Origin of the sequence: Cryobacterium sp. TMT2-42-4 (genome assembly GCF_004402645.1) — a bacterium.
GTDB classification, from domain to species: domain Bacteria; phylum Actinomycetota; class Actinomycetes; order Actinomycetales; family Microbacteriaceae; genus Cryobacterium; species Cryobacterium sandaracinum.
The window spans coordinates 46,413-69,671 of record NZ_SOFT01000030.1 but is presented as its reverse complement, the minus strand read 5'-3'; the positions used below and the strand labels follow the sequence as shown (position 1 = coordinate 69,671).

At 64.2% G+C, this 23,259-nt stretch carries 18 protein-coding genes; 8 read left to right on the top strand and 10 right to left on the bottom strand.

Annotation, left to right across the window (positions count from 1 at the left end; genetic code table 11):
- A partial coding sequence (locus E3O18_RS10545; RefSeq protein WP_134418068.1) for a PHP domain-containing protein occupies nt 1-1,009 on the bottom strand: 1,009 nt, incomplete at its 3' end.
- 258 nt (nt 1,010-1,267) lie between these two features.
- Between E3O18_RS10545 and E3O18_RS10540 the strand changes: the two genes are divergently transcribed.
- Both E3O18_RS10540 and E3O18_RS16140 read left to right on the top strand, forming a co-directional pair.
- Complete coding sequence (locus tag E3O18_RS10540) at nt 1,268-1,984, top strand: HAD-IA family hydrolase (protein WP_134395358.1); 717 nt, start codon at nt 1,268-1,270, stop codon at nt 1,982-1,984.
- A 276-nt stretch (nt 1,985-2,260) separates the two neighbouring features.
- Nucleotides 2,261-2,437 (top strand): hypothetical protein, encoded by a 177-nt coding sequence (locus E3O18_RS16140; RefSeq protein ID WP_166784553.1) that lies wholly within the window; start codon nt 2,261-2,263, stop codon nt 2,435-2,437.
- Between the two features lie 69 nt (nt 2,438-2,506).
- Here E3O18_RS16140 and E3O18_RS10535 read toward each other — a convergent pair whose 3' ends face one another.
- Nucleotides 2,507-4,027, bottom strand: coding sequence for a SulP family inorganic anion transporter (locus tag E3O18_RS10535; protein WP_134418067.1), 1,521 nt, complete (start codon nt 4,025-4,027; stop codon nt 2,507-2,509).
- A gap of 192 nt (nt 4,028-4,219) precedes the next feature.
- Between E3O18_RS10535 and E3O18_RS10530 the strand changes: the two genes are divergently transcribed.
- The gene (locus E3O18_RS10530) at nt 4,220-4,609 is read left to right on the top strand and encodes a MerR family transcriptional regulator (protein ID WP_134418066.1); all 390 of its coding nucleotides are present in this window, start codon (nt 4,220-4,222) and stop codon (nt 4,607-4,609) included.
- Here E3O18_RS10530 and E3O18_RS10525 read toward each other — a convergent pair whose 3' ends face one another.
- Nucleotides 4,610-5,788: an MFS transporter gene (locus E3O18_RS10525; protein WP_134395355.1), complete on the bottom strand. Its 1,179-nt coding sequence runs from the start codon at nt 5,786-5,788 to the stop codon at nt 4,610-4,612.
- A gap of 342 nt (nt 5,789-6,130) precedes the next feature.
- Here E3O18_RS10525 and E3O18_RS10520 point away from each other — a divergent pair, with 342 nt between their 5' ends.
- Together E3O18_RS10520 and E3O18_RS10515 are read left to right on the top strand one after the other, a co-directional pair.
- Entirely contained in the window at nt 6,131-6,640 is a 510-nt protein-coding gene (locus E3O18_RS10520; protein ID WP_134395354.1) for a hypothetical protein, read from the top strand.
- 49 nt (nt 6,641-6,689) lie between these two features.
- A complete protein-coding gene (locus E3O18_RS10515) occupies nt 6,690-8,378 on the top strand; it encodes a ribonuclease J (protein ID WP_198410566.1) in 1,689 nt (562 codons plus the stop codon).
- Nucleotides 8,379-8,458: 80 nt separating this feature from the next.
- Here the strand turns inward: E3O18_RS10515 and E3O18_RS10510 are convergent, their stop codons facing one another.
- Together E3O18_RS10510 and E3O18_RS10505 are read right to left on the bottom strand one after the other, a co-directional pair.
- Nucleotides 8,459-10,078 carry a peptide chain release factor 3 gene (locus tag E3O18_RS10510; protein ID WP_134418065.1) on the bottom strand — a complete coding sequence of 540 codons (1,620 nt, stop codon included), beginning with the start codon at nt 10,076-10,078 and terminating at the stop codon, nt 8,459-8,461.
- A gap of 51 nt (nt 10,079-10,129) precedes the next feature.
- Nucleotides 10,130-10,489: a MerR family transcriptional regulator gene (locus tag E3O18_RS10505; protein ID WP_134395352.1), complete on the bottom strand. Its 360-nt coding sequence runs from the start codon at nt 10,487-10,489 to the stop codon at nt 10,130-10,132.
- Between the two features lie 90 nt (nt 10,490-10,579).
- On the opposite strand from E3O18_RS10505, the gene E3O18_RS10500 reads away from it, so the two are divergent.
- Nucleotides 10,580-11,374: an SGNH/GDSL hydrolase family protein gene (locus E3O18_RS10500; protein WP_134418064.1), complete on the top strand. Its 795-nt coding sequence runs from the start codon at nt 10,580-10,582 to the stop codon at nt 11,372-11,374.
- Between the two features lie 15 nt (nt 11,375-11,389).
- On the opposite strand, the gene E3O18_RS10495 is transcribed toward E3O18_RS10500, so the two are convergent.
- From E3O18_RS10495 to E3O18_RS10475, 5 genes are all read right to left on the bottom strand, one after another.
- Entirely contained in the window at nt 11,390-11,842 is a 453-nt protein-coding gene (locus E3O18_RS10495; RefSeq protein ID WP_134395350.1) for a GNAT family N-acetyltransferase, read from the bottom strand.
- A 111-nt stretch (nt 11,843-11,953) separates the two neighbouring features.
- Nucleotides 11,954-13,564, bottom strand: coding sequence for a glucose-6-phosphate isomerase (locus tag E3O18_RS10490; protein ID WP_134395349.1), 1,611 nt, complete (start codon nt 13,562-13,564; stop codon nt 11,954-11,956).
- The gene (gene tal / locus E3O18_RS10485) at nt 13,561-14,682 is read right to left on the bottom strand and encodes a transaldolase (protein WP_134418063.1); all 1,122 of its coding nucleotides are present in this window, start codon (nt 14,680-14,682) and stop codon (nt 13,561-13,563) included. The genes E3O18_RS10490 and tal overlap by 4 nt, the downstream gene beginning before the upstream one ends.
- Nucleotides 14,683-14,847: 165 nt before the next feature.
- The gene (locus tag E3O18_RS10480) at nt 14,848-15,549 is read right to left on the bottom strand and encodes a spermidine synthase (protein WP_134418061.1); all 702 of its coding nucleotides are present in this window, start codon (nt 15,547-15,549) and stop codon (nt 14,848-14,850) included.
- Between the two features lie 40 nt (nt 15,550-15,589).
- On the bottom strand, nt 15,590-17,107 hold the full coding sequence (locus tag E3O18_RS10475; protein ID WP_134418060.1) for a SulP family inorganic anion transporter: 1,518 nt from the start codon (nt 17,105-17,107) through the stop codon (nt 15,590-15,592).
- Nucleotides 17,108-17,987: 880 nt separating this feature from the next.
- Between E3O18_RS10475 and E3O18_RS10470 the strand changes: the two genes are divergently transcribed.
- Entirely contained in the window at nt 17,988-20,090 is a 2,103-nt protein-coding gene (locus E3O18_RS10470; RefSeq protein WP_134418059.1) for a UvrD-helicase domain-containing protein, read from the top strand.
- Nucleotides 20,091-20,501: 411 nt separating this feature from the next.
- Nucleotides 20,502-23,225: an HAD-IC family P-type ATPase gene (locus tag E3O18_RS10465; protein ID WP_347232344.1), complete on the top strand. Its 2,724-nt coding sequence runs from the start codon at nt 20,502-20,504 to the stop codon at nt 23,223-23,225.
- Nucleotides 23,226-23,259: the final 34 nt, after the last annotated feature.

Sequence of the window (23,259 nt, the reverse complement as noted above, 5' to 3'; positions counted from 1 at the left end):
CCGAGGAGGTGCGGAGCGCGTAGTTCAAGACCGAGCCGACCCCGGAACCCCGGGCTTGCACCCGGACGCCCATGCCCCGGATCAGGTCGGCGACCCGGGCCACGGTCAAGAAGTACGCGGCGAACCCGAGGTGCTCGACCGTCTCCATCTCATGCGCGAGCTCCAGGTGCGCGGCACGGGCGAGGGTGGTGCCGGCGTAGCGGTCGTCGATGCCATGCCGGGCACGCCGCCACAACTCAGCGACCGGGTCACCAACGACGCCGATGATCGAGGCTTCCGGCATCCTCGGCGTGCCGAGTCCGATATCTGCGGCCGGGTCCAGGGCGCACCGGTCCGCCAGCTCGAGGGTCGCCTGCAGGAGTTGGTCGAGGGCGTCGGGGTTCCGGGCGCCGGCGTCGACAACCATGCGGGCGACCTGGCGCATGTGCTGTGCGTCTTTCAGCCAGGCTTGCCCGTTCGCCTGCGGTTCCTCGAGTTGGGCGAGCGGGGTGAGGTGGCAGACGACTTCGAGGGTGACCGTGCCGATCGGCATAACGCGGAGCCACGCGCGCAACCCAGCGACCGACTCGGCACTGTCCCGGCGTTCTACCGCGAGCCCCACATCCGAGAGCGGCCCGAGGAGCACGGTCAGGGTGCGTCCCTCCGCCCAGGTGGCGAGCCGGCGCCGGTCGATGCTCGGCACCCGGCCGGCCTCGTGCGCGGAACTCACGGCCCGGCAGAGTGCGGCGTACCCGCGGCCATCCGCGCCGTGGGCAAGCAGGGTCACCCGGCCGAGCGGCCGGTGCTCATCATCGTGGACGGCCAGGTCCGCGCCGAGGCCCGCCCGGATCCCGGCGGCCGCGCTTGCCCGCACGTGTTTGACAGCCCCGTACAGTCCGTCGCGGTCGGTGAGGGCGAGGAAGTCAGCGCCGGCGGCCGCGGCCTGGTCGACGAGGGCGTCGGGCATGGTGACGCCGTAATGCGGGGAGTATGCGGAGGCAACGTGGAGGTGCGGGAAGCTCTGCCGCATTCGTACCTCCAACCCCTGCTATCGAACGTTTATTCGATATGGGGAGTGTAGGTCTGGGCTCTGACACTCACAAGATCTCTGGGAGTTACAACTAGTCGTCGCGGCTTAAGAGAAACACTTCATCGCAGTCTCGCTAAAGCTCGATCCCGCCGCCATCGTTGATCTACTGTCGACGACCAGCTTGCTGAGGCCGGAGACGAGGGAGAATTGGGGAAGTACCGAAGCTGGCAGTCGCGGCTTCACGGAAGGAAACACAACATGACACAAGGACTCGTCACCGCCGTAGGCACCGCGGATGCCGCCATCGAGAGCACCCTGGGACACGTTTTCCTCGGCCGGGTTTTCGACGCGGTTCTCTTCGATATGGACGGCACCCTGGTCGACTCGACGCGGGCTGCGAATCGGTCCTGGATGCGTTGGGGCGCAGAAGCGGGCCTCGGCCCCTCGTTCACCGGCGTTGAGCACGGTGTGCCAGCCCGGCAGATGGTCGCCCGCCACGTCCCAGAGGACAAAATCGAGTGGTCCATCGCGCGGGTCCTCGAGCTTGAGCTCGGCGACCTCGAGGGCGTCGTAGTCCTCCCTGGGGCGGCGGAGCTCATGCAGTCCCTGCCCGAGGACCGCCGGGCCATCGTCACCTCCTGCTCCCGTGCGCTGTGCCTCGCCCGGCTTGAGTCCGCAGGCTTCCCCGTGCCGGCGACCGTCGTGACCATGGATGACACGCCGCGCGGCAAGCCGTTCCCCGAGCCGTTCCTGGCGGCGGCTGCTCGACTGGGTGCGGATCCGCGCCGGTGCGTCGTGGTCGAAGACGCCCCCACCGGCCTCGAAGCAGGTCGTGCTGCCGGATGCCTGACGATCGGTGTTGTCGGAACGTATACGGCGGACCAGCTTGACGCTGACCTCGTGGTTCCTAGCCTCAAACGCCTGCGGATCAGGGTTCTGAATACCGGCGTCATGTTCGAGCTGCTCCCCGAGTAGTCCCGGGGTGGGAATGGTGGGGACCGCACCCACGCGAGTACAGAAATAGGCCCGCGGGCCCTGGTTACTGGCAGCCGTCCCATGGCTCCAAGCGATCAACAAGTGATCGCTCGCAAGACTTAACACTTACGTTACGGTAGAGTTGGCGGATCGGGTTGGTTGGTATTCGTCAGAGGCCAACAACCTGACAATTATCAAGAAGGCTCATTCGCGCGCTCTCGAGCGATCCACGATCGCCGACGCGCTGAGCGGGTCTGCAACTTTGCAAGGAGCACAGTGAACTCAAATTCCTACGTATCAACAACCACTCGCATCGACGGGATCGGGGGCTACGTCACCTTGACGTCCCCTCAGGCCGCCGAGGCCACCGGCTATGTCAGCCACGCCGAGCCGCGGTCCCGTGTCGGCCGCTTCATCTCGGATGCGCCGAGAGTGTCGCCGATCCGGGCTTAGAGCTCACAGGGAAAAAGACGAGTGGCCCCGCCAATTGGCGGGGCCACTCGTCTTTGTTTGTGTCGGGGCTCAGTGGCCGCCGCCGAGGTTCCCCGCGAGGCGGGTGTGCATTGTCGAGCTGGCTTCGTTCATGCCCACGATGACGACGCGCTTGCCGTGGCGCTCGTATTTGTTGGTGATCGCGTCGAGCGCGGCGACGGTGGAGGCATCCCAGATGTGCGAGTTCGACACATCGATCACGATGCGGTCGGGGTCGTCCGCGTACTCGAACTGCGTGGTGAGGTCGTTGCTGGAGGCGAAGAACAGGGCCCCGGTGACGGTGTAGCAGGCGGTGGGGACGGGTTCGTCTTCGGGGAGGGTGCGCTCCACGTTCACGAAGTGGGCGACGCGGCGGGCGAAGGCCACCATGGCGACGATGACCCCCACGATGACGCCGATGGCCAGGTTATGGGTGAGCACGATCACGATCACGGTCGAGACCATGACGGCCGTTTCGCTCTTGGGCATGCGCTTGAGGGTGCTCCAGCGGATGCTGTGCCAGTCGAAGGTGAGGTAGGCCACGATGATCATGACCGATACCAGGGCGGCCATCGGCACGACCGCGAGCAGGTCGCCGAGCCCGAGGACCAGGACCAGGAGGAAGATTCCGGCGAGGAAGGTGGAGATGCGGGTGCGGGCGCCGGAGGCCTTCACGTTGATCATGGTCTGGCCGATCATGGCGCAGCCGCCCATGCCGCCGAAGAAGCCGGAGAGCATGTTCGCAACTCCCTGGCCCCAGGCTTCGCGGGTCTTGTGCGAGTGGGTGTCGGTGACTTCGTCGACGATCTTCGCGGCCATCAGCGACTCGAGGATGCCGACCAGCGCCATGCCGAGGGCGAACGGGGCGATGATCGTGAAAGTCTCCCAGGTCAGTGGCACGTTGGGGAGGAACAGCTGGGGCAGACTGTCGGGCAGGTCGCCCTGGTCGCCGATGGTGGGCACGTTGATCGCGATCACGACGGTGGCGATGGTCAGCACGACGATCGACACGAGCGGTGCGGGGATGACCTTGGTGAGGCGAGGCATCACGATCATGATGAGGATGCCGACCGCGACGAGCGGGTAGACCATGAACGGCACATTGAGCAGCTGCGGCAGTTGGGCCGTGAAGATGAGGATGGCGAGGGCGTTGACGAAGCCGACCATGACGCTGCGCGGGATGAACCGCATGATCTTGGCCACGCCGATCACGGCCAGGATGACCTGGAAGACGCCGGCGAGTATGACGGTGGCGATGAAATAGTCCAGGCCGTAGTCGCGGGCCACCGGGGCGATGACAAGCGCGATCGCGCCAGTCGCTGCAGTAATCATCGCGGGCCGACCGCCGAGGAACGATATAGACACGGCCATGACGAACGACGAGAACAGGCCGACGCGCGGGTTGACACCGGCGATGATCGAGAAGGCGATGGCTTCGGGGATGAGTGCCATCGCCACGACGAGGCCGGCGAGTACTTCACGGGTGAGGATGCGCGGCGTGCGGAGCGCGGTCATCACCGTCGGTTCGGCCTGGTAGCGGTTGGGCGTGGGGGTTTTTTGGAGCAGGGCCATGGGGCCTCCGGTGAGAGGGTCTCAATGAGAAACCGGGATGGAAAAAGAACGGGGGAGGGGCGCCTCGATGCGCAGATCGACATTGTCACAGACGACAATGGAGGGTGGGCTCACACCGTAGTGTCAGCCAACACTCGCAACACTACTCTAACGTTAGGGTTGGGTGTTAGCTGATCAACGAAAGGATCCCAGATGACCGCGGATACAGCGACCGGAACGATGCACATCGGCGAGCTGGCCGAGAAGACCGGATTGTCGTTGCGCACGATTCGTCACTACGACGAAATCGGCCTGCTCAAGGCGTCCGGTCGCACCGAAGGCGGGTTCCGGCTCTACACGCAGGAAGACCTGTCGCGGCTGATCCTGATTCGCCGGATGAAGCCGCTCGGGTTCTCGCTCGAGGAAATGATCGAACTGCTGAAGGTCATCGACATACTCCAGGGCGGGGAGTCGGGCTCGGACAACCCGGAGGTGCGCGAGGAGCTGAGCAACTTCATCCGCCTCGCGGTCGAGCGGCGCGAGAAGCTGCGCGACCAGCTGAAGATGGCGGACGAGTTCCTGGACCTGCTGCGTCGCCAGTAGTCAGGCGTGCCGTGGCGGCCTCACGAAGAGCGCCAGGACGGCCACGCTGATCGGAATCAGCGCCAGCACCATCGCCGGTATGGTGAACCCTCCGGTCGCATCGAATCCCAGTGAGAATGCCACCGGCCCGAACGCCGTCGAAGCCAGGCTGATCGACATGGCCACACCACGGATGCTGCCGATGTGCAGGGTGCCGTAGAAGCGAACGTAGGAGGCCGCTTCCATGCCTCGGAGGCTGCCGCCGGCCGCACCCAGCACCAGGCCGTAGACGACGGCGGTCCAACCGGAGCCGACCAGCGGCAGCATCAGGAGGGCCGCGGTCAGCGTGCTCATTGCGAACACCATGATCAGTTTCGGGTTGACCCGGTCGACGAGGCTGCCCGTGAGCACGGTTGCCAGGATGCCTGTGATCGTCTGGGGGAGGAAGTTCGCCGCGGCTTCCAGCGGGCTGAGCCCCTGCTCGCCCAGCAGGGCGATCTGGTGGAAGGCGAGTCCGGTGGTGAGCATGCCCGAGGTGGCCAGGCTGGCCGCGAGGAGCCAGAACATGCCGGTCCGGATGGCCTCCGGCAGCGTCCAGGAGACACCCTGAATGGTGATCTGGGCCGTTGACGGCACTGTTGGCCCCGTTTGCACTGTTGACCCTGTTAGCCCCGTTGGCACAGTGCGGCGGCTGCGGCGAGGGAATGCGAAGGCAAGTGGAATCACGATTACGGCCACCGCAGCCGCTTCCCACCGCCAGGCGTTGTGGATGCCGACCACGGCGATGAGTCGTTCCAGACCGATCGGGGCCAGGGAGATTCCGGCTGAACCGATCGCGCTGGTCAGTCCCAGGGCGAGGCCCCGTCGATGGTGGATGGCGCGGGCGACTGCGGTCGTGGTGGCGAGGGTCAGAGCCCCCTGTCCGACCATCCGCACGCCCACGAACCCGGCGGTGAGGCCACCGATCTCACCGACGAAGCTGAGCGAGAACAGGATTAGGGCGAAGGCGGCTCCGAGGCTGATCGTGACTGGACGTGCACCCCACCGGTCCAGGGCCCGGCCGACCACGGGTTGGGCGCTCGCGCCCAGGAGCGTTCCGATCAGGTAGCTGACGGAGATGTCGGTGCGAGACACCCCCAGCTCGGCGATGAGCGGATCGGTGAATACCGACAATCCGGCTGTTTGGCCCGGTGCCGTCATGACCGAGATCAATCCGGCCGCGCCCACCAGGCCCACCCAGGTCCACGGAACCGGCCGGCGAGAGCGGGACCGGCCCGCTGATGCACTGTCGCTGAGTCTCGACGGGTGCGAGGCTTCGGTACTGGGGGGTGCTGCGGGAGACGACACGAGACCTTTCACGGGAGGGGAACGCACGGGAGCGTTTTGCCACATACGATCTGTCTACCTTACTCTCACGTAAGAGGAGGGTGCGACTTGGTGTTCGCTCCGGGCCGCAACCGAGGGAGGTACTCATCCCTTACGTCACGGTAGGGTTGACGGGTGGGGGCATCTTGCCACTCGCGCTCTGGAGAGGAGCAATTCATGTTCGTTCATCCGCTGGCCCGCACCGATCAGCACCTGATCCAGGACTTCATGCTCACCAAAATCGCTCTGCTCCTGGCTCGGCACGCCGAGCGCGAGGAATGGGTCTTCGAAATGAGAGCCATGGATGAGAAAGCGCGGGAGGGCAGCTCGGGTGGCCCGGCCTTCCTTTTCGTCTATACGGTCGCGCGGTACTACATCGCCGTGACGTGTACCCAGTCCGAGGCTCCAGTGGACACCGGCTCGTTCGGGAAGCCGCGACCGACCTTCGTCGATGACTTCACGGGTGCTGTTGCCGCCAATGATTCGCAGCGAGCCCTGTCCCTCTGGATGACCTCACCGTTCAGCCTTGAAACCAGTGTTGCCGCATCGGCAACGCAGCAACTCGCGTTCGGTTTCATCGATCGATTGACCGTTCCCGAGACCGAGCTCATCGCGAGCAATGTGGCGGACTTCCTCCCAGACCCTTTTATCCCCGTATCCGTAGGCAACGACAAGCCTGAACACTGAGACCGGCACGCTGGTATGCGACCGGCCTCGCACCAAGAAATGAGTTACTTTGACCAAGCATCAGCTTGACCTGTCCACCCCGCCGCCTCTGCCCAAGCGCGGCCTCCGCGTGACGCCGCTCGGAGGCCTGGGCGAGATCGGCCGCAACATGACCGTCTTCGAACACCAGGGCAAGCTCCTGATCGTGGACTGCGGCGTGCTCTTCCCCGAGGAGAACCAGCCCGGCATCAACGTGATCCTGCCCGACTTCTCCTCCATCCAGGACCGGCTGCAGGACATCGAGGCGATCGTTCTCACCCACGGCCACGAAGACCACATCGGCGGGGTCCCGTACCTGCTGCGTGAGCGCAAGGACATCCCGATCATCGGGTCGGAACTGACCCTGGCTTTCATCAGCGCCAAGCTCGAAGAGCACCGCATCACGCCGCGCCTGATCGAGGTCAAGGAAGGGCAGCGCCGCAAGGCCGGCCCGTTCGACCTCGAGTTCCTCGCCGTGAACCACTCCATCCCTGACGGGCTTGCCATCGCGATCCGCACCGAGGCCGGCCTGGTGTTGCACACCGGTGACTTCAAGATGGACCAGTTCCCGCTCGATCACCGTCTCACCGACCTGCCCGGCTTCGCCCGGCTCGGCACCGAGGGCGTCGACCTGTTCCTGGTTGACTCGACGAACGCCGACGTGCCCGGATTCACCACCACCGAGGGCGACATCCGCCCGGCCATCGACGCCGTGTTCCGCACGGCGCCGCGCCGCATCATCGTCTCCAGTTTCGCCAGCCACGTGCACCGCATTCAGCAGGTCATCGACGCTGCCGCCCGTCACGATCGCAAGGTGGCCTTCGTCGGCCGGTCGATGGTGCGCAACATGGGCATCGCCGCGAAGCTCGGCTTCCTCGACATCCCGCAGGGACTGCTCGTGGACGCCAAGGCCCTGGAACGGATGAAGGACAATAAGGTCGTGCTTATCTGCACCGGTTCGCAGGGTGAACCGATGGCCGCACTGGCGCGCATGGCCAACCGTGAGCACACCATCAAGATCGGGGAGGGTGACACCGTGCTGCTGGCCAGCTCGCTGATCCCCGGCAACGAGAACTCGATCTACCGGGTCATCAACGGGCTCACCCGCTGGGGTGCCAACGTCGTGCACAAGGGCAACGCCAAGGTGCACGTCTCCGGCCACGCGTCGGCCGGCGAGCTCACATACTGCTACAACATCGTCAAGCCCAAGAACGTCATGCCCGTGCACGGCGAATGGCGTCACCTCACCGCCAACGCGAACCTCGCTATCCGTACCGGTGTCGACGAGGAACAGGTCCTGGTCGTGGAAGACGGCGTGGTCGTCGACCTCGTCGACGGCGTCGCCAAGGTCACCGGCCGAGTCGCGGCCGACCTCGTCTTCGTGCACGGGATGACCGTGGGCGGTGAAGGGTCGGATGAGGCCCTCGCCGACCGGGTCCAGCTCTCCGAAGACGGCGCCCTGACGATCCTCGGCATCCTGGACACCCGCACGGGCCTGCTCGTCGAGCCGGTGGAGTTCATCGCGCGCGGCTTCGTGCAGGATGACGAGTGGATTCGAGGTGCGACCAAGTCGATCGACGACGCCCTCGCCGCCGCGAACAAGGTCAAGACCGTCACCGGGTCCGAACTCGAGGACATCTTCACGCAGAGCGTGACCCGGTGGATGCAGCGTAAGTACCGCCGCATCCCGGTTATCACCTCGGTCGTCGTGGACGCCTAACCGGCGAGGCGTCACCAGCACGTCGAATGGGCGGCCGCGTATTGCGGCCGCCCATCTCTGTACCCCGGTGAGGAGCGGGCCTAGTAGTCGGTGGGAACCGCGGTGCTGCCCGTGGCGAGATCCTCGAGTGTCAGCTCGGGGTGGTCCCTGACGGTGTTGCGCAGCCGCCACGGAGTGCTGAACAGGGCCAGGAGGGTGCCGTCGGAGCGCAGCAGCACTTCGACCTGGCGGTCGTGCCCGAGGATCTCGGCGCTCTCCCGGTCGGTGCGCCGGGCGAGCTGGTAGGGCAGGGCTTCCAGACGGATGGCGGCGCCGAAGTCGTGTGTCATGCGTTCCTCGACGACTTCGAACTGCATCGGTCCGACCGCGCCGAGCACCGGTGCCTGGTCACCGCGCAGTTCTGAACGCATGACCTGGATGACGCCCTCGTGGTCGAGCTGGTCGATGCCGCGCCGAAACTGTTTGTGTTTGCTGCTGTCTGCCGGGTGTGCCACCCGGAAATGCTCGGGTGCGAACAGGGGCATGGGCGGAAATTCGACCGGGTCCTGGTCGTAGAGGGAGTCTCCGACGCGCAGGGATGCCGCATTGATCAGGCCGACCACGTCGCCGGGCCAGGCTTCGTCGGCCGTTTTGCGTTCCTGACCGAACATCTGCTGGGCGTACTTGGTGGCGAACGGCCGTCCGCTGGCGGCGTGGGTGACGACCATCCCGCGGTGGAAGACTCCGGAGCAGACGCGGACGAATGCGACGTGGTCGCGATGTGCGGCGTTCATCCCGGATTGGACCTTGAACACGAATCCGGAGAAGGCGGCGTTGACGGGGCGGCGGCGGCCGGCGATATCGGCTCGCGCTTCGGCCGGTGGGGCGGATTCGACCAGAGTTTCCAAAAGCTGCTGCACGCCGAAGTTCAGCACGGCCGCACAGAACAGGACGGGTGTGGTTTCCCCGGCAAGGAATCGGGCCTCGTCATGGTCCTGGCCCTCGACTCGGAGCAGGCTGGATTCCTCGGACGCTGTCACCCAGGCGTCTCCTTCTTCGGTTTCGGCGTCGGCCGGGCTGAAGCGGTCTTCGACCGCGGTCGTGGCGCCACCGGGCGTGCGGGTGTACCGCACGTAGTCGCCGGACCGGCGATCGAGTACCCCGCGGAAATCTCCCGAGATGCCCACCGGCCAGGTGAGTGGCGTGGGTACTAGGCCGGTGCGGGCCCGGATCTCGTCCATCAGGGCGAGGGCGTCTTCGCCGGGGCGGTCCCACTTGTTGATGACGGTGATGACGGGCAGGCCGCGCTGCCGGCACACGTCGAAGAGTTTCATCGTCTGTACCTCGAGGCCTTTGCTGGCGTCGACAAGCATGACGGCGGCATCGACGGCGGAGAGCACCCGGAACGTGTCCTCGGAGAAGTCCGCGTGGCCAGGGGTGTCGACCAGGTTGATCACGGTGTCGCGATAGTGGAACTGGATCGCGGCCGAGGTGACGGAGATTCCGCGGGCCTGCTCCATGGCCATCCAGTCGGACACTGTTCCTCGTCGGCCGGCCTTGCCATGCACCGCACCTGCCTTATCGATCGCGTGGGCGTGCAAGAGAAGCGCCTCCGTGAGGGTGGACTTGCCGGCGTCGGGATGGGAGATCACCGCGAACGTGCGACGGCGGAGGGCCTCGGATAGAACGTCGAGGTTGGACACCTCTGGGGGATGGATCATTGCTTCTTTCCTCGGGAAGGGACGGTGACACGGCACCTGTTGCTGGGGGAGTCAGAGGCCGCTGAGCATCTCCACGAAATCGCTTGCCACGCCGATCCGCTGACGCAGAGCGTGCTCCCGGCATTCGGCGTCGGCCAGCATGACCTCCAGCTCCCGTCGATCGGCCGGTGTTGGAGCATAGGAGGCGGAATCGATGCGGTCCAGTGTCGCCAGGACGTTCCGGATCTCAGTTGTGCTTAGCGAGAGTGCTCGCATGGCACGGATGACACGGGCCCGGTCCAGGTCTGCGGGAGCGTAGAAACGGTAGCCGCACTCGCTACGCCCGGATGCCTGAAGCACTTTGATCTCGTCATAGTGCCGGACCGTGCGTTGAGAGAGTCCGGTCCGGTCGGCGAATTCACCGATAAGCATGACAGCCACCTCTTTTCGTGCAGAAAGAACCGCACATATCTACTCTAACGTAAGAGTAGTGTTTGTGGTTGAGGCAAAGATCTGAGGACTATGAATAGTGGAACCAAGCAACATCCGTGGTCGCGTTACGTGGCTCTGGGCGATTCTTTCACGGAGGGCATCGGCGATCCGGAACCGGCCAGCCCGGGCGGGTACCGGGGCTGGGCCGACCGCATCGCGGAAGTGCTCACCGCCGGCACAGGCGACTTCGCCTACGCGAATCTCGCCGTTCGCGGGAAGGTGCTCCGGCAGATCGTCGACGAGCAGATCGAGCCGGTGCTCTCATTGCGCCCGGACCTGATCACGATTTCGGCCGGTGGGAATGACGTCATCCGGCCGCGCAGCGACCCGGATGAGGTCGCGGTCCGGTGCGAGGCCGCCATCGAACGGCTCAAGCGGGACAACGCGACGATCGTTCTTTTCACCGGTCCTGACCTCGGTTTCTCCCCGGTATTTCGCGGTGTTCGCGGCAGGATCGCCATCTACAACGAGAATTTGCGCGCCATCGCGGTCAGACAGGAGTGCGTTGTCGCCGACCTGTGGGCCCTGACCGAGATTCAGGATCCCCGCATGTGGGCAGCCAACCGGCTGCACTTGAATGCCCTCGGCCATCAGGCGGTGGCCCGAAACGTGCTCTCGGCGCTCAATGTCACGAATGCACTCCAAGCCCATGACCCCGAACCGATGGCGGACGGAACCTGGCGAAACGCCCGCACCGATGATCTCGTCTGGGCGCGCACCTATCTGGCGCCGTGGCTGTTTCGACGGGCCAGGCGGCAGTCCTCGGGCGACAAGCTGCTCCCCAAACGGCCCACTGCCCTGACCCTGAACGGGCCTCGGGCCTGAGCGTGGCGGTCGCCTCTAGAGCTCGAGCGCCCCGATGACCTCGCTGTAGCGGGTCTGCCCGACGTCGGTGAAACCGACACGGTGGAAGAAGGCCTCCGGCCCGGCCGCCCCGGGTTCCCAGATCACGGTGACGCGATCGAGTCCTCGGCTGCGGGCTTCGTCGGCGAGGGCGGCGACGGCAAACGTCCCAACGCCCTGCCCCTGGGCATCCGCGCGCACGCTTATGCGCCAGAGGCACGCCCGAAATTCTTCCTCTTCGGCGTCGGGGTCGAAGTTGCCGTGGATGAATCCGACAACTTGGTCACCGTGCAGCACCACTCGTTGCCAGGAAACGGCCGGATTTGTCGCCGCGGCTGCCACCGAATATGAAACGGGGGTGATGAATTGCTCCTGGCCCGGCTTCATACTCAGGTTGTTGGCCGCAACTACGTTGCTGGCGGACAGTATTTCCAATCGCAGTTCAGTCATACGAGTCGATTAGCCTTTCTGGTCTTCGTTCTCTGGTCTTCGTTCGCTGGTGGAACAACGGCGGTCGCATCGATGCGGGCGATGCGGCCGCCGCTGGTCGGGTGGGCGGCGTCAGCCGAGTGCCGCCATCAAGTGGGTCTGGTTCGTTTCCGGTGTCGGCAGGGTCAGTGTGATGACGGGGAGTCCCTGGTCCAGGAGATCCTGGGTGTCGCCGGCGGCCTGGGCGGCCAGAAGCTGCTCGAACGTGAATGGGCGACCCGGGATGAAGAGATCTGTGGATCCGGTTGTTGTGATCTGCAGGAACACACCCTTCGCCGAGCCTCCTTCCTGGTAGAGGCCGGTGGAGTGCAGGAATCGAGGACCCCAGCCCAGGGTGACAGGTCGGCGGGCCTTGGTGGCCAGGCTGTCGCGCAGATCTTCCAGTTGGGGGAAGGCCAGGCGGTTGGCATAGACCTGCACGGCCACATAGCCGTCGTCGCCGAGGTATGACAGCAGGGAGTCCACGGCCTCCTTCAGCGTATGGGAGTCGTTGACGATGTCGGCGGAGCCGCGCACTTCGATCCGTTCCGAGGTCAGGGCGGGGGGCACGGGTTGAGATCCCATCCGGACGAGTGCGCGCGTCGCCATATCCGATGCGTCGATGTCGGGCTGTGCGAACGGGTTGATGCCCAGAATTCGTCCGGCCACCACGGTCGCGTACTCCCATAGGAGGACCAGGCCGCCCAGAGAACCGCTGACGATGATGTCTCCCGGCCGGGAGTCCTCGTAGGAGTCGGCGTCATCGACCAGACGTACGATCTGCAGATCGGGCAGGTGCATGGCCTCCCGGGCGTCGAGCTCCGGTGCGTTCGGGGCGAGCGTGAACGGGAAGAGGCCTCCTGCTCGCTTGCCGATGGACTCGGTGATCAGCTGTTCGGCCCAGAGATCGAAGCCGACGGCACTGGTCCCGGTGACGATGAAGCCGAGCTTGTCCCGCAGGGGGTTGGTGGCCGCGATTGCGGCACCGAGAACGAACCCGGGATTCTCGATCGCGTCCACGGCCAGATCCGGGGTGATCGCCTCCGCCTCGTCCAGGAGCTGCTGGATATCGGCGCCGGCCAGGCCGGCCGGAACCAGCCCGATGGCCGTCAGTGCCGAGTATCGGCCGCTGATGCGGGGGTCAGTGAGGAAAACGTAGTAGCCAGCGTGGCGTGCGCTGCCTTCGAGCGGGGTGCCAGGGTCGGTGACGACGATGATGCGTCCTCGAGGATTGATGCCGGCATCGACAAATGCCTTCTCGTAGGCGCGGAGTTGGCTGTCTGTTTCTATGGTTTCGCCCGACTTCGAGCAGATGACGAGTGCCGTGCTGCTCAGGCGGTCGTGGAGGGCGGCGTGCACCCAGTCGGGATCGGTGGTGTCCAGAACGGTGAGCTCGACCCCGGCGGTGCGGGCGATCATCTCCGATGCCAGGGCGGATCCGCCCAGCCCGCCCAGCACGATGTGGCTGATCCCCGCGGCGGCAAGTTCATCGCGCAGGGCGAGGATCTCAGGAATGAGGGGCCGGGCGGCGGCGACTGCCGGTGTCCAGCCGAGACTGATTCGGGCGGCCGGCTCCGCGGCAGCTCCCCACAGGGTTGCATCCTGGGCAGAGAGGCGCGTGGCGACCCTATCCGCGACAAGCAGGGGGACTGCGCGTCGGACAGCTGATTCCGTGTCGCGGCTGCGGCGAATCGTGACGCTCATTTGGCTGCCTCCAGGGCCAGGCGCACGGTTTGGAGGAGGTCGTTCCAGGACGCCCTGAATTTGTTCAGGCCCTCCGCCTCGAGGTAGTCGGTCACTCCGGCATAGGAGATGCCGAGGGCAGCGATCCTGTCCAAGATCTTGACGGCGGCAGGGTAGGAGCCGGTGATCGTGTCACCCCGAACACTGGCATGGTCGTGGGTGGCCTCGAGCGTTTGTTCGGGCATCGTGTTCACGACATCACTGGCGGCGAGCTCGACGACGTACATCGTGTCGGGCCTGGTCGGGTCCTTGACGCCGGTTGAGGCCCAGAGCGGCCGTTGTTCGTTGGCTCCGACCGCGATCAGTCCCTGTGCGCGCTGGTCAGTGAACGATTCCTGGTAGACCTCGTATGCGAGCCTCGCGTTGGCGATTCCTGCTTGTCCCCGCAGGGCGCGGGCCTCGTCCGTGCCAATGGCGTCCAGGCGGCGGTCGATTTCCGTGTCCAGTCTGGATACGAAGAAGGATGCAACGGAGTGGATGCTGGACAGGTCCAGTCCGGCTCTCTTTGCCCTCTCCAGCCCCGCCAGGTACGCTTCGATCACCTCGCGGTAACGGTCCAGACTAAAAATGAGGGTCACGTTGACGCTGATCCCCGCACCGATGACCGCCGTGATGGCCTCCAGTCCGGCAGCGGTAGCGGGAATCTTGATCATCACGTTGTGCCGGTCGATTCGGGACCAGAGAGCCTTCGCTTCGGCAATCGTGGCATCGGCCCGATGGGCGTTCACGGGCGCACACTCGATCGATACCCGCCCGTCGAACCCCTGGGTCTGCACGTAGATGGGTCGGAGCATATCCGCCGCCAAGGCAACGTCCGTGCTCGTGATTTCAAAGACCGCATCGGCCGCGCTCGTACCTGTGCCCGCCAAATCCCTGATCTGCTCGGCGTACGCATCACCGTGGGCGAGGGCCGCCGCGAAGATCGTCGGGTTGGTCGTGACCCCGACTACATTCCGATTCTTGATGAGCTCTTTCAAACTCCCGGACTGGATTCGCTCCCGCGACAGGTCATCAAGCCAGATGCTGACTCCCGCATCAGAGAGCCTCTGCGTGGGAGTCATTGTGGACGTGTGGGTCATAGCTGTTATCTCCTTGACGCTGGCAGTAGACAAGGCCAGCTGGTTTCGTCGCGGTGATCACGGGAAGATCGTTGCCTGTTGCAAACGTGGGGGAGGGTTCAGCTTCTATCGCTACCGGATCACAGCACCCCAACTCTACACTTACGTAAGAGTATGTTTTGAAGATCAGGTCGTGGTGACGAAGACGGTGTTGGTCGACGTGCCGCCGGTGATCCGGTTGTCGAAGGAGATGACGTGGGCGGTGGACGTCACGAAGACGCTGCCCAGGCTCGCCATGAAATCGTCGTCGGGCGGATCGTCGGACCACAGCGCGAAGATGCCCCCGACCTGGAGGTGACGCGCGAGCGCCTGCAGACCAGAAACGGTGTACAGATCGGCATGACTGGGATCCAGCTGGTGGCGCGGCGAGTGATCGATGTCGACCAGGATCGCGTCGTAGCGTGGGGAATCGGGCGTCGGCTCAGCGCGCATCAGTGCGAAGAAGTCGTCGGCCTGCAGTCTGGTGCGTGCGTCGCCGGTGAGGGCGCTTGACGTGGGAAGCAGCCCTCGCTGGTGCCAGTCGATCACGGTGGGAAGGGCGTCGACGACGGTGAGGGCGTGCACGCGCGGGTCGGCCAGGGCCGCCAGTGCGGTGTAGCCCAGTCCGAGTCCGCCGACGAGCACGGCCAGTTCGTCGCCCTCGGTTGCAGCGAGGCCCAGGTGTGCCAGCTCTTTTTCCGCGACGGTGAAGAGGCTGGACATGAGGAACTCCTCGCCCAGCTTCACCTCGAAGACCTCAACCCCCAGCGTGGGCTCGATCCGACGCCGAAGAGTCAGCTCGCCCATCGGCGTCGGCTGCCAGTCCAGTTCTTCGAATCTCGCGATCATCGGCGGCCTCTTTCCATCACTGCCTTATTCCGGTGCACGGTTACTCGCCGCCGAGATTCCCGGCGAGACGGGTGTGGATGATGGTGCTGGCGTCGTTCAGGCCGACGAGGATCACCCGTTTGCCGTGACGTTCGTACTTGTTGGTGATCGCGTCGAGTGCGGCGACGGTCGAGGCGTCCCAGATGTGTGAGCGAGTCATGTCGATCACGATGCGGTCGGGGTCGTCCGCGTACTCGAACTGGGTGGTGAGGTCGTTGCTGGAGGCGAAGAAGAGCTCGCCGGTGACCGTGTAGAACGCGGTGGGCACAGGCTCACCCTCGGGCAGGGTCCGCTCGACGTTGACGAAGTGGGCGACCCGGCGGGCGAAGGCGACCATCGCCACGAGCACCCCCACGATCACGCCGATCGCGAGGTTGTGGGTGAGCACGACGACCGCGACGGTGGCGACCATGACCGTCGTCTCGCTCTTCGGCATCCGTTTCAGGGTGGACCAACGGATGCTGTGCCAGTCGAAGGTCAGCACGGCCACGATGATCATCACGGCGACCAGGGCGGCCATTGGGATGATCGCGACCAGGTCGCCGAGGCCGACGACGAGGATCAGCAGGAACACTCCGGCGAGGAATGTGGAGATGCGGGTGCGGGCGCCGGAGGCCTTGACGTTGATCATGGTCTGGCCGATCATGGCGCAGCCGCCCATGCCGCCGAAGATGCCCGACAGCATGTTGGCGACGCCCTGGCCCCAGGCCTCGCGGGTCTTGCGGGAGTGGGTGTCGGTGATCTCGTCGACGAGCTTCGCCGTCATCAGGGACTCGAGCAGACCCACGAGAGCCATTGCCACGGCGTACGGGGCGATGATCGCGAAGGTGTCCCAGGTGAGCGGAACGTTGGGGATGAACAGCTCGGGCAGGCTCTTCGGCAGTTCGCCCTGATCGCCGACGGAGGGCACGTTGATCGCGGTGACGACGACCACCACGGTGAGCAGCACGATCGCCACGAGCGGGGCGGGAACGATCTTGGTGAGGCGGGGCATCACCACCATGATCAGCAGCCCCACGGCGACCAGCGGGTAGACCAGCCACGGCACGCCGAGCAGGTGGGGGAGCTGGGCCATGAAGATCAGGATCGCGAGAGCATTGACGAAGCCGACCATGACACTGCGGGGGATGAACCGCATCACCTTCGCCACGCCGAGCACCCCGAGCACCACCTGGAAGACCCCGCCCAGGATCACCGTGGCGATGAAGTAGTCCATCCCGTACTCACGGGCCACGGGGGCGATCACGAGCGCGATTGCGCCGGTCGCGGCGGTGATCATCGCCGGCCGTCCGCCGAGGAACGCGATCGACACCGCCATCACGAACGACGAGAACAGTCCGACCCGGGGATCGACGCCGGCGATGATCGAAAACGAGATCGCCTCCGGAATCAGCGCCATCGCCACCACAAGGCCGGCGAGCACCTCCCGGGTCAGCAGGCGCGGGGAGCGCAGTGCGGTAAGCACCGAAGGGTCGGCCTTATAGCGAGTGGATTTGGGCGAACTCGTGAGAACAGCCATGAGGCCTTCCGGCAGGGAACGAAGCCGGACCCGGGAGGACAGCCGACATGGAAACGCTACCCTAACGTCAGGTTAGAGGTGCTCAGGGGGTATGCGGCGTTGTCCGCGTTCGGCAAGGTCAGAGCGTTGATCTTTCTGCCAGTCAATCAACCCTTACGTGAGGTTTGATTTAGTCTGAAGTTGCACGAAAAGTTTTTGGACAGAAATCGCAGGGAGCATGGAAGTGGAACTACAGGCTCACAACTCGGACGAACGACGGCTTCAGCGCACTTCGGCGGGTGCTCTCGCAAGCGCGTATCCAGCTGCGGCAGGCGTGCTCATTTTCGGGCACTTGGCGACGGGGTCATCTGCGCCGTCGTACCGGTTGCTTACTGCAGTGTCCCTACTAGTGTTCTTTTGGGCGCTGGCTACCCACTGGCATCTTCGTGGCCACGTCAACCTTCGGCCCAAACGCCCGGTCCCAGCCGGTAGCGCTCGCACGCCCGCGCGATCCAGCATCCTGTATGCGTTCACTCCGGAGGCATGGCAAAATTTCCCCGCCTATTCGGGAACGCTGATGATCGCAAGCTACGCCGGATGCGTCGGCCTGATGGTCGTCGTCGTTTCCGCGGGCACGCCCGCCGCATCGGGGGAGACGGCGTTGGGATATTTCGCAGCTGCGGGCTTGTCTCTGTGCCTTCACGAGCCCGCTCGGTGGGCCTTCCGACGTCAACAACTGGGCCTGGAGTCGTCAACCTAACACATACGTTAGGGTAGAGTTGCGGTGTTTGGTCCTCACTGAAACGCCTCCACGTCGCGATGAGTTACGCCGCGATCAGTCCTGACCCGATCAGTTTGACGCGATGCACGCATCCGGAGTGCACCTCCGCAGGAGAAACACATGACAGACATCCTTACCAGCGAAGAAGCAGCCGAACATCGTTACCTCGCGAAGACGCTCGAGCTTCTGGAGTCGGCGCACGCGAACATGGTCGATTCGATCGACCGCACGGCCATCTCGATCGGCGAACAGAAGCGCCAGATGTGGGAGCATCAGCGCGATATGGATCACGCTGAGAAGGCGAATGCTCGCATGGAAGTCTCAACGACGATCACGGTCGGCAACTACGCGGTCAAATCGCGTGACTCACTTGAGCGGCTGAGAAACTCGCCCTACTTCGGGCGAGTCGACTTTCAGCACACTGACACGGATGCCTCAAAGCCGTACTACATCGGCGTGCACGGATTCTGGGACCCCGAGACGCAAGACCTCCGGGTGCACGATTGGCGTGCACCGGTTTCGAGTCTCTACTACGACTACGAGGCCGGTTCGGCGTCGTTCCTCGCGACTGAGGGTGTCGCCGAGGGTGAGATCACGGGTAAGCGCCAGTACAAGATCGAGGGCGGGCAGCTGCAATATCAGCTCGAGAGCTCGATCAATATTGGTGATGAGGTGCTGCAGCGCGAGCTCAGCGAGTCTGCCGATGACAAGATGCGCAACATCGTCGCGACGATCCAGCGTGAGCAGAACGCGGTGATCCGCAACGAGACGGCCAATGTGCTCATCCTGCAGGGCGTTGCGGGCTCCGGAAAGACCTCCATCGCACTTCACAGGTTGGCGTTTCTGCTCTACCGGTTCAAGGACACCTTGTCTTCCAGCAACGTCATGATCCTGTCTCCCAATAAGGTCTTCGCCGACTACATCGCCGACGTCCTCCCTGAGCTGGGCGAGGAGCAAGTCGCGGAGATCGACCTGGACCGCATCGCCGCGCGCTTCCTCACCAAGGTCGTGCAGCACCAGACCTTCAGCGAGCAGGTCACCGGCCTCCTCGACAACGTCGACCATGCTGCCGCCGATCGGATGCGAGCCAAGGCGACCCCGGAGTTCGTCGAGGCGCTCAACGAGTGGATCGCCGCCCGGGCAAAGGACTTCGCGCCCGAGGGGATTCTGCAGCATTCAGAGCGGGTGACCGCGGACTGGGTCACGGAGACGTACGCGAGCGGACACACCTCGCCCGTTTTCACTCGACTGGATCGAGTTTCCGACAGCGCTATCCACCTGATGAAGCAACGTGTACTCGACAGAGAAGGCAAGTGGAGTGCCGCTGACTCGACCGGTGTCCGCAAACAGGTTCGCGCAATGATCCCCTTCAGAGACGCTCTCGCGCTGTATCGGGCGTTTTTCGATCAGCCATCGCGTCGTGGACAGTTCAAGATGCTCGATCGCAAGCGCATCGAGCACTCAGACGTTGCACCGTTGATCTACACGATCATTGCGACGGCACGCCACGACAGCTACGAAGACATCCGTCACCTGCTCATCGATGAAATGCAGGACTACACCCCCATCCAATACGCGGTTCTGCGAAAGCTGTTCGCCTGCAACATGACGATCTTCGGCGATTCCAACCAGTCCGTGAACCCCTTCAGCTCCTCGAACCTCGAGACGATTTTCAGCATCTTTCCCGACGCCGACTGCCTCGAGCTCCGCAAGAGCTACCGCTCGACCACCGAGATCACCGAATTCGCTCAGAACATCTCCCGCAACGACAAACTCATCCCCATCGAACGCCATGGCCAGCCACCGCAGCTCGTCGCCTGTGAAGCGCCGCAGGACGAGACCGCGCTCATTCTCGACATCATCACGACGCACGAACGAAGCGAATACCGATCGCTCGGCATCGTCTGCAAAACTCTCGACCAGGCGGAGCAGCTCTATCGATCCGTCGCGGCGGAGGGCATCGAACTCACCCTCCTCGATTACGACAGCAAAACCTTCACCGGCGGGATCATCATCACCTCAGCCCACATCGCTAAAGGACTCGAGTTCGACGTCGTCATCGTCCCGCACGTCAATGACACCACCTATGCCACCGATATCGACCGCAGCATGCTCTACATCGCGTGCACCCGCGCCATGCATCAGCTCCACCTCACTCACACCGGCACTGCATCGGAGTTTCTGCACTTCGCGCTCGAGCTCAGGCACCAGGAATCGCAATGAGCCGGTGGCGCCCGCGCCGACCAAGTGGCCCGGCCTCGGCCTGGTCCAGGTGTCATGCTGTGTTTCCGAAATTGCGTGCATTCAGCGTGGGCTTTGTGCCCACGTCGTGGGTGATGACGCACCCTGGAACCAATGGGTACCTCTCCACCTGGGGTGCCATTCTCGCGGGCTCTTCTCCCGCACAGATCGTCTCCTAGGCGTCGAGCGGAGATCACCGCGCGCGTTGCGCGGGGGATCCGCTTCCTTCCCGGTTCGGTGCGGTTTCACCGCACGACGACAGGGCTGCCGCATGTGTGGCGGCCCGTCCCCCCCCCTCCTCACCCATTCATCACGGACTCGTACGCAGAGTCGGGGACGCGGCTGTACCCACCCCTTTCGGTGGCCGATCCACGTTCCTAGAAAGGTGCTCCTTTGAGCGTCATCACCCTTCCCACATCGCCTGACTCAACATCGGGAATCCCGGCATCGCCGCACTCTCAAAGCGCAGAAGCTGTACTCAGCGATCTCGTCAGCAGCATTGACGGGCTCAGCACCGCGGATGCAGCCCAACGTCTGGGCACGTATGGTCCGAATGCGCTGCCGGTTCCGCCGAAGAAGAACCCGATACTGCTATTTCTCGGCCACTTCAACGACGTGCTGATCTACGTTCTCCTGGGTGCCGCTGTTGTCACTGCCGTTTTCGGTGAGTGGGTCGATTCCGCAGTCATCCTCTCCGTCGCCGTCATCAACGCCGTGATCGGTTTCCTCCAGGAGGGTCGCGCCGAGAAAGCCCTCGATGGCATTCGCAAGATGCTGTCCCTCAACGCACAGACGAGACGGGGTGGATCCTGGCTCAATGCCGATGCGTCGACCCTGGTGCCCGGCGATATCGTTCGAGTGAAATCCGGTGACAAGGTCCCCGCAGACGTCCGCCTCGTCGAAGCCAGCAACCTCAGGGTCGAAGAGTCTGCTCTGACTGGGGAATCTTCCCCCGCGGGCAAGCAAACTGACCCCGTTCCCGCCGATTCGGGTATCGGTGACCGTCACGGGATGCTGTTCTCGGGCACCCTCATCGCCACGGGGAGCGGAGTCGGCGTCGTTACCGGCACCGGTGCGAACACCGAGATCGGGCGCATCCAGTCGATGGTTGCCGATACCGGCCGACTCGCCACACCGCTCACCCGTCAGCTCGAGGCTTTCAGCAAGAAGATCTCCCTGATCATCCTGGGCGTCGCAGGGCTGATGCTCGTCGTGGGCCGCCTCATCCATGAACGCGACTTCGGTGACCTGTTCTCGGCGACTGTCGGATTCGCCGTTGCGGCGATTCCCGAGGGGCTACCCGCGTTGGTGACCATCACGCTGGCCCTCGGAGTTCGCCAGATGGCGAAACATCAGGCCATCGTCCGCAAGCTCACCGCGGTGGAGACTCTTGGTTCGGTTACCACAGTCTGCACCGACAAGACCGGCACCTTGACGCGCAATGAGATGACTGTTCGCACCGCCATTACTGCACGTGGAGCGTTCCAGGTCGGTGGAATCGGCTACGCGCCCACCGGCGAAATCACCCACAATGGCGCGGCCGCGGCGCTATCTGACTTTCCCGATTTGGGCAGGCTCATTGAAGTGCTGGCCGTATGCAACGACGCCCGTGTCAGTGAAACCGAGGGGGTCTGGCATGTCGTCGGTGAGCCCACCGAAGGCGCCCTCCGCACCCTCTCCCTCAAATCCGGGTTTGACGATGCGGCCCACGAGCGACTCGGCGTCATCCCGTTTGAATCCGACAACAAATTCATGGCAACCCTGAATCAGTCGGCCGACGGAAAGCCGCGCATCCTGATGAAGGGGGCCCCGGATCGCCTCCTCAACCGTGCTACCCAGCAACTAGGTGCCGGCGGCGAAGTCGAGCCCCTCGACGAGGCGTACTGGACGCAGCACATCGACGACCTCAGCGCGCAGGGTCTGCGTGTGCTCGCCGCCGCAATCAGCGACGCACCTGTGGGAACGGGCTCCCTGCAAGTCTCCGACCTGGACACCGGCATGGTGTTTCTGGGAGTGGTCGGAATTGTCGACCCGCCGCGGCCCGAAGCGATTACGGCCATCGCCACAATGCAGGGCGCGGGCATTCGGGTGAAGATGATCACGGGCGACCACCCCGGCACAGCGCTGGCGATCGCCCGAGAGATGGGCATCGCCAAGGCGGACTCTCGGGTGCTGACCGGCAGCGAACTCGAAGCCATGTCGCAAGACCAGCTCGCGAAGATTGTCCGCGACGTCGACGTGTTCGCTCGCACCAGCCCGGAACACAAGCTCCGAATCGTCAAGGCGCTCCAATCCCACCAGGAAGTGGTGGCGATGACCGGAGACGGCGTGAACGATGCCCCGGCGCTCCGGCGTGCGGATGTTGGAGTCGCGATGGGAATTAAAGGCACCGAGGCTACCAAGGAAGCCGCTGACATCGTTCTCGCCAACGACAACGTCGCCACGATTCAGCGGGCCGTCAAGGAGGGCCGCCGCATCCGCGACAACCTTCAGAAATCCATTGTGTTCATCCTCCCGACGACGGCAGCCCAGTCCCTGGTGCTGCTGCTCGCAGTGGTGTTCGGGTTCACGCTGCCGCTGCAACCCACCCAGATCCTGTGGGTCAACCTCATCACCGCTGTCACCTTGTCTCTGGCGTTGGCATCAGAACCTGCGGAGGCCGGCATCATGCTCAGGAAGCCGCGAGCCCCCGGCGGATCCATACTTGACCGCGCGTATGTCGGGCGGATTGTCTGGGTTTCCCTGTTGATCACGGCAGCGACAATTGCAGTGTTCTTCCTCGAACAAGGGCTCGGGTCCACCACAGCGGAAGCGCAGACGACCGCCGTCACGATGCTCACCCTCAGCCAGCTCGCGTTCCTGTTCAACTCACGCTTCCTCCGGGCATCGAGCCTGACGGTGAAGGTCTTTCGGGGCAACCGTGCGATCTGGATCTCGATCGGCATTCTGCTGGTCCTTCAGCTCGTATTCGTCTACGCGCCATTCATGAACGTGTGGTTCAGCTCGACGGCCGTGGGGCTCCGCGAGTGGGGCTACACGCTAGGCCTTTCCGCGGTCATCTTCCTTCTCGTCGAAGCGCAGAAGGCTCTCGGTCGGTTACGCGTTCGCCGCGCCTGAGCGTCAGCGGTGAGGGAACGATCAGTCGATTGCG

What these genes read in the sequence shown, in the direction of transcription:
- E3O18_RS10520 (WP_134395354.1), top strand. Translation starts at nt 6,131, where the DNA reads ATGTTCGTTCATCCGCTGGCCCGCACCGATCAGCACCTGATCCAGGAC.
- E3O18_RS10475 (WP_134418060.1), bottom strand. Translation starts at nt 17,107, where the DNA reads ATGGCTGTTCTCACGAGTTCGCCCAAATCCACTCGCTATAAGGCCGAC.
- E3O18_RS10530 (WP_134418066.1), top strand. Translation starts at nt 4,220, where the DNA reads ATGACCGCGGATACAGCGACCGGAACGATGCACATCGGCGAGCTGGCC.
- tal (WP_134418063.1), bottom strand. Translation starts at nt 14,682, where the DNA reads ATGACCCACACGTCCACAATGACTCCCACGCAGAGGCTCTCTGATGCG.
- E3O18_RS10510 (WP_134418065.1), bottom strand. Translation starts at nt 10,078, where the DNA reads ATGATCCATCCCCCAGAGGTGTCCAACCTCGACGTTCTATCCGAGGCC.
- E3O18_RS10500 (WP_134418064.1), top strand. Translation starts at nt 10,580, where the DNA reads ATGAATAGTGGAACCAAGCAACATCCGTGGTCGCGTTACGTGGCTCTG.
- E3O18_RS10490 (WP_134395349.1), bottom strand. Translation starts at nt 13,564, where the DNA reads ATGAGCGTCACGATTCGCCGCAGCCGCGACACGGAATCAGCTGTCCGA.
- E3O18_RS10540 (WP_134395358.1), top strand. Translation starts at nt 1,268, where the DNA reads ATGACACAAGGACTCGTCACCGCCGTAGGCACCGCGGATGCCGCCATC.
- E3O18_RS10480 (WP_134418061.1), bottom strand. Translation starts at nt 15,549, where the DNA reads ATGATCGCGAGATTCGAAGAACTGGACTGGCAGCCGACGCCGATGGGC.
- E3O18_RS10505 (WP_134395352.1), bottom strand. Translation starts at nt 10,489, where the DNA reads ATGCTTATCGGTGAATTCGCCGACCGGACCGGACTCTCTCAACGCACG.
- E3O18_RS10535 (WP_134418067.1), bottom strand. Translation starts at nt 4,027, where the DNA reads ATGGCCCTGCTCCAAAAAACCCCCACGCCCAACCGCTACCAGGCCGAA.
- E3O18_RS10525 (WP_134395355.1), bottom strand. Translation starts at nt 5,788, where the DNA reads ATGACGGCACCGGGCCAAACAGCCGGATTGTCGGTATTCACCGATCCG.
- E3O18_RS10470 (WP_134418059.1), top strand. Translation starts at nt 17,988, where the DNA reads ATGACAGACATCCTTACCAGCGAAGAAGCAGCCGAACATCGTTACCTC.
- E3O18_RS10495 (WP_134395350.1), bottom strand. Translation starts at nt 11,842, where the DNA reads ATGACTGAACTGCGATTGGAAATACTGTCCGCCAGCAACGTAGTTGCG.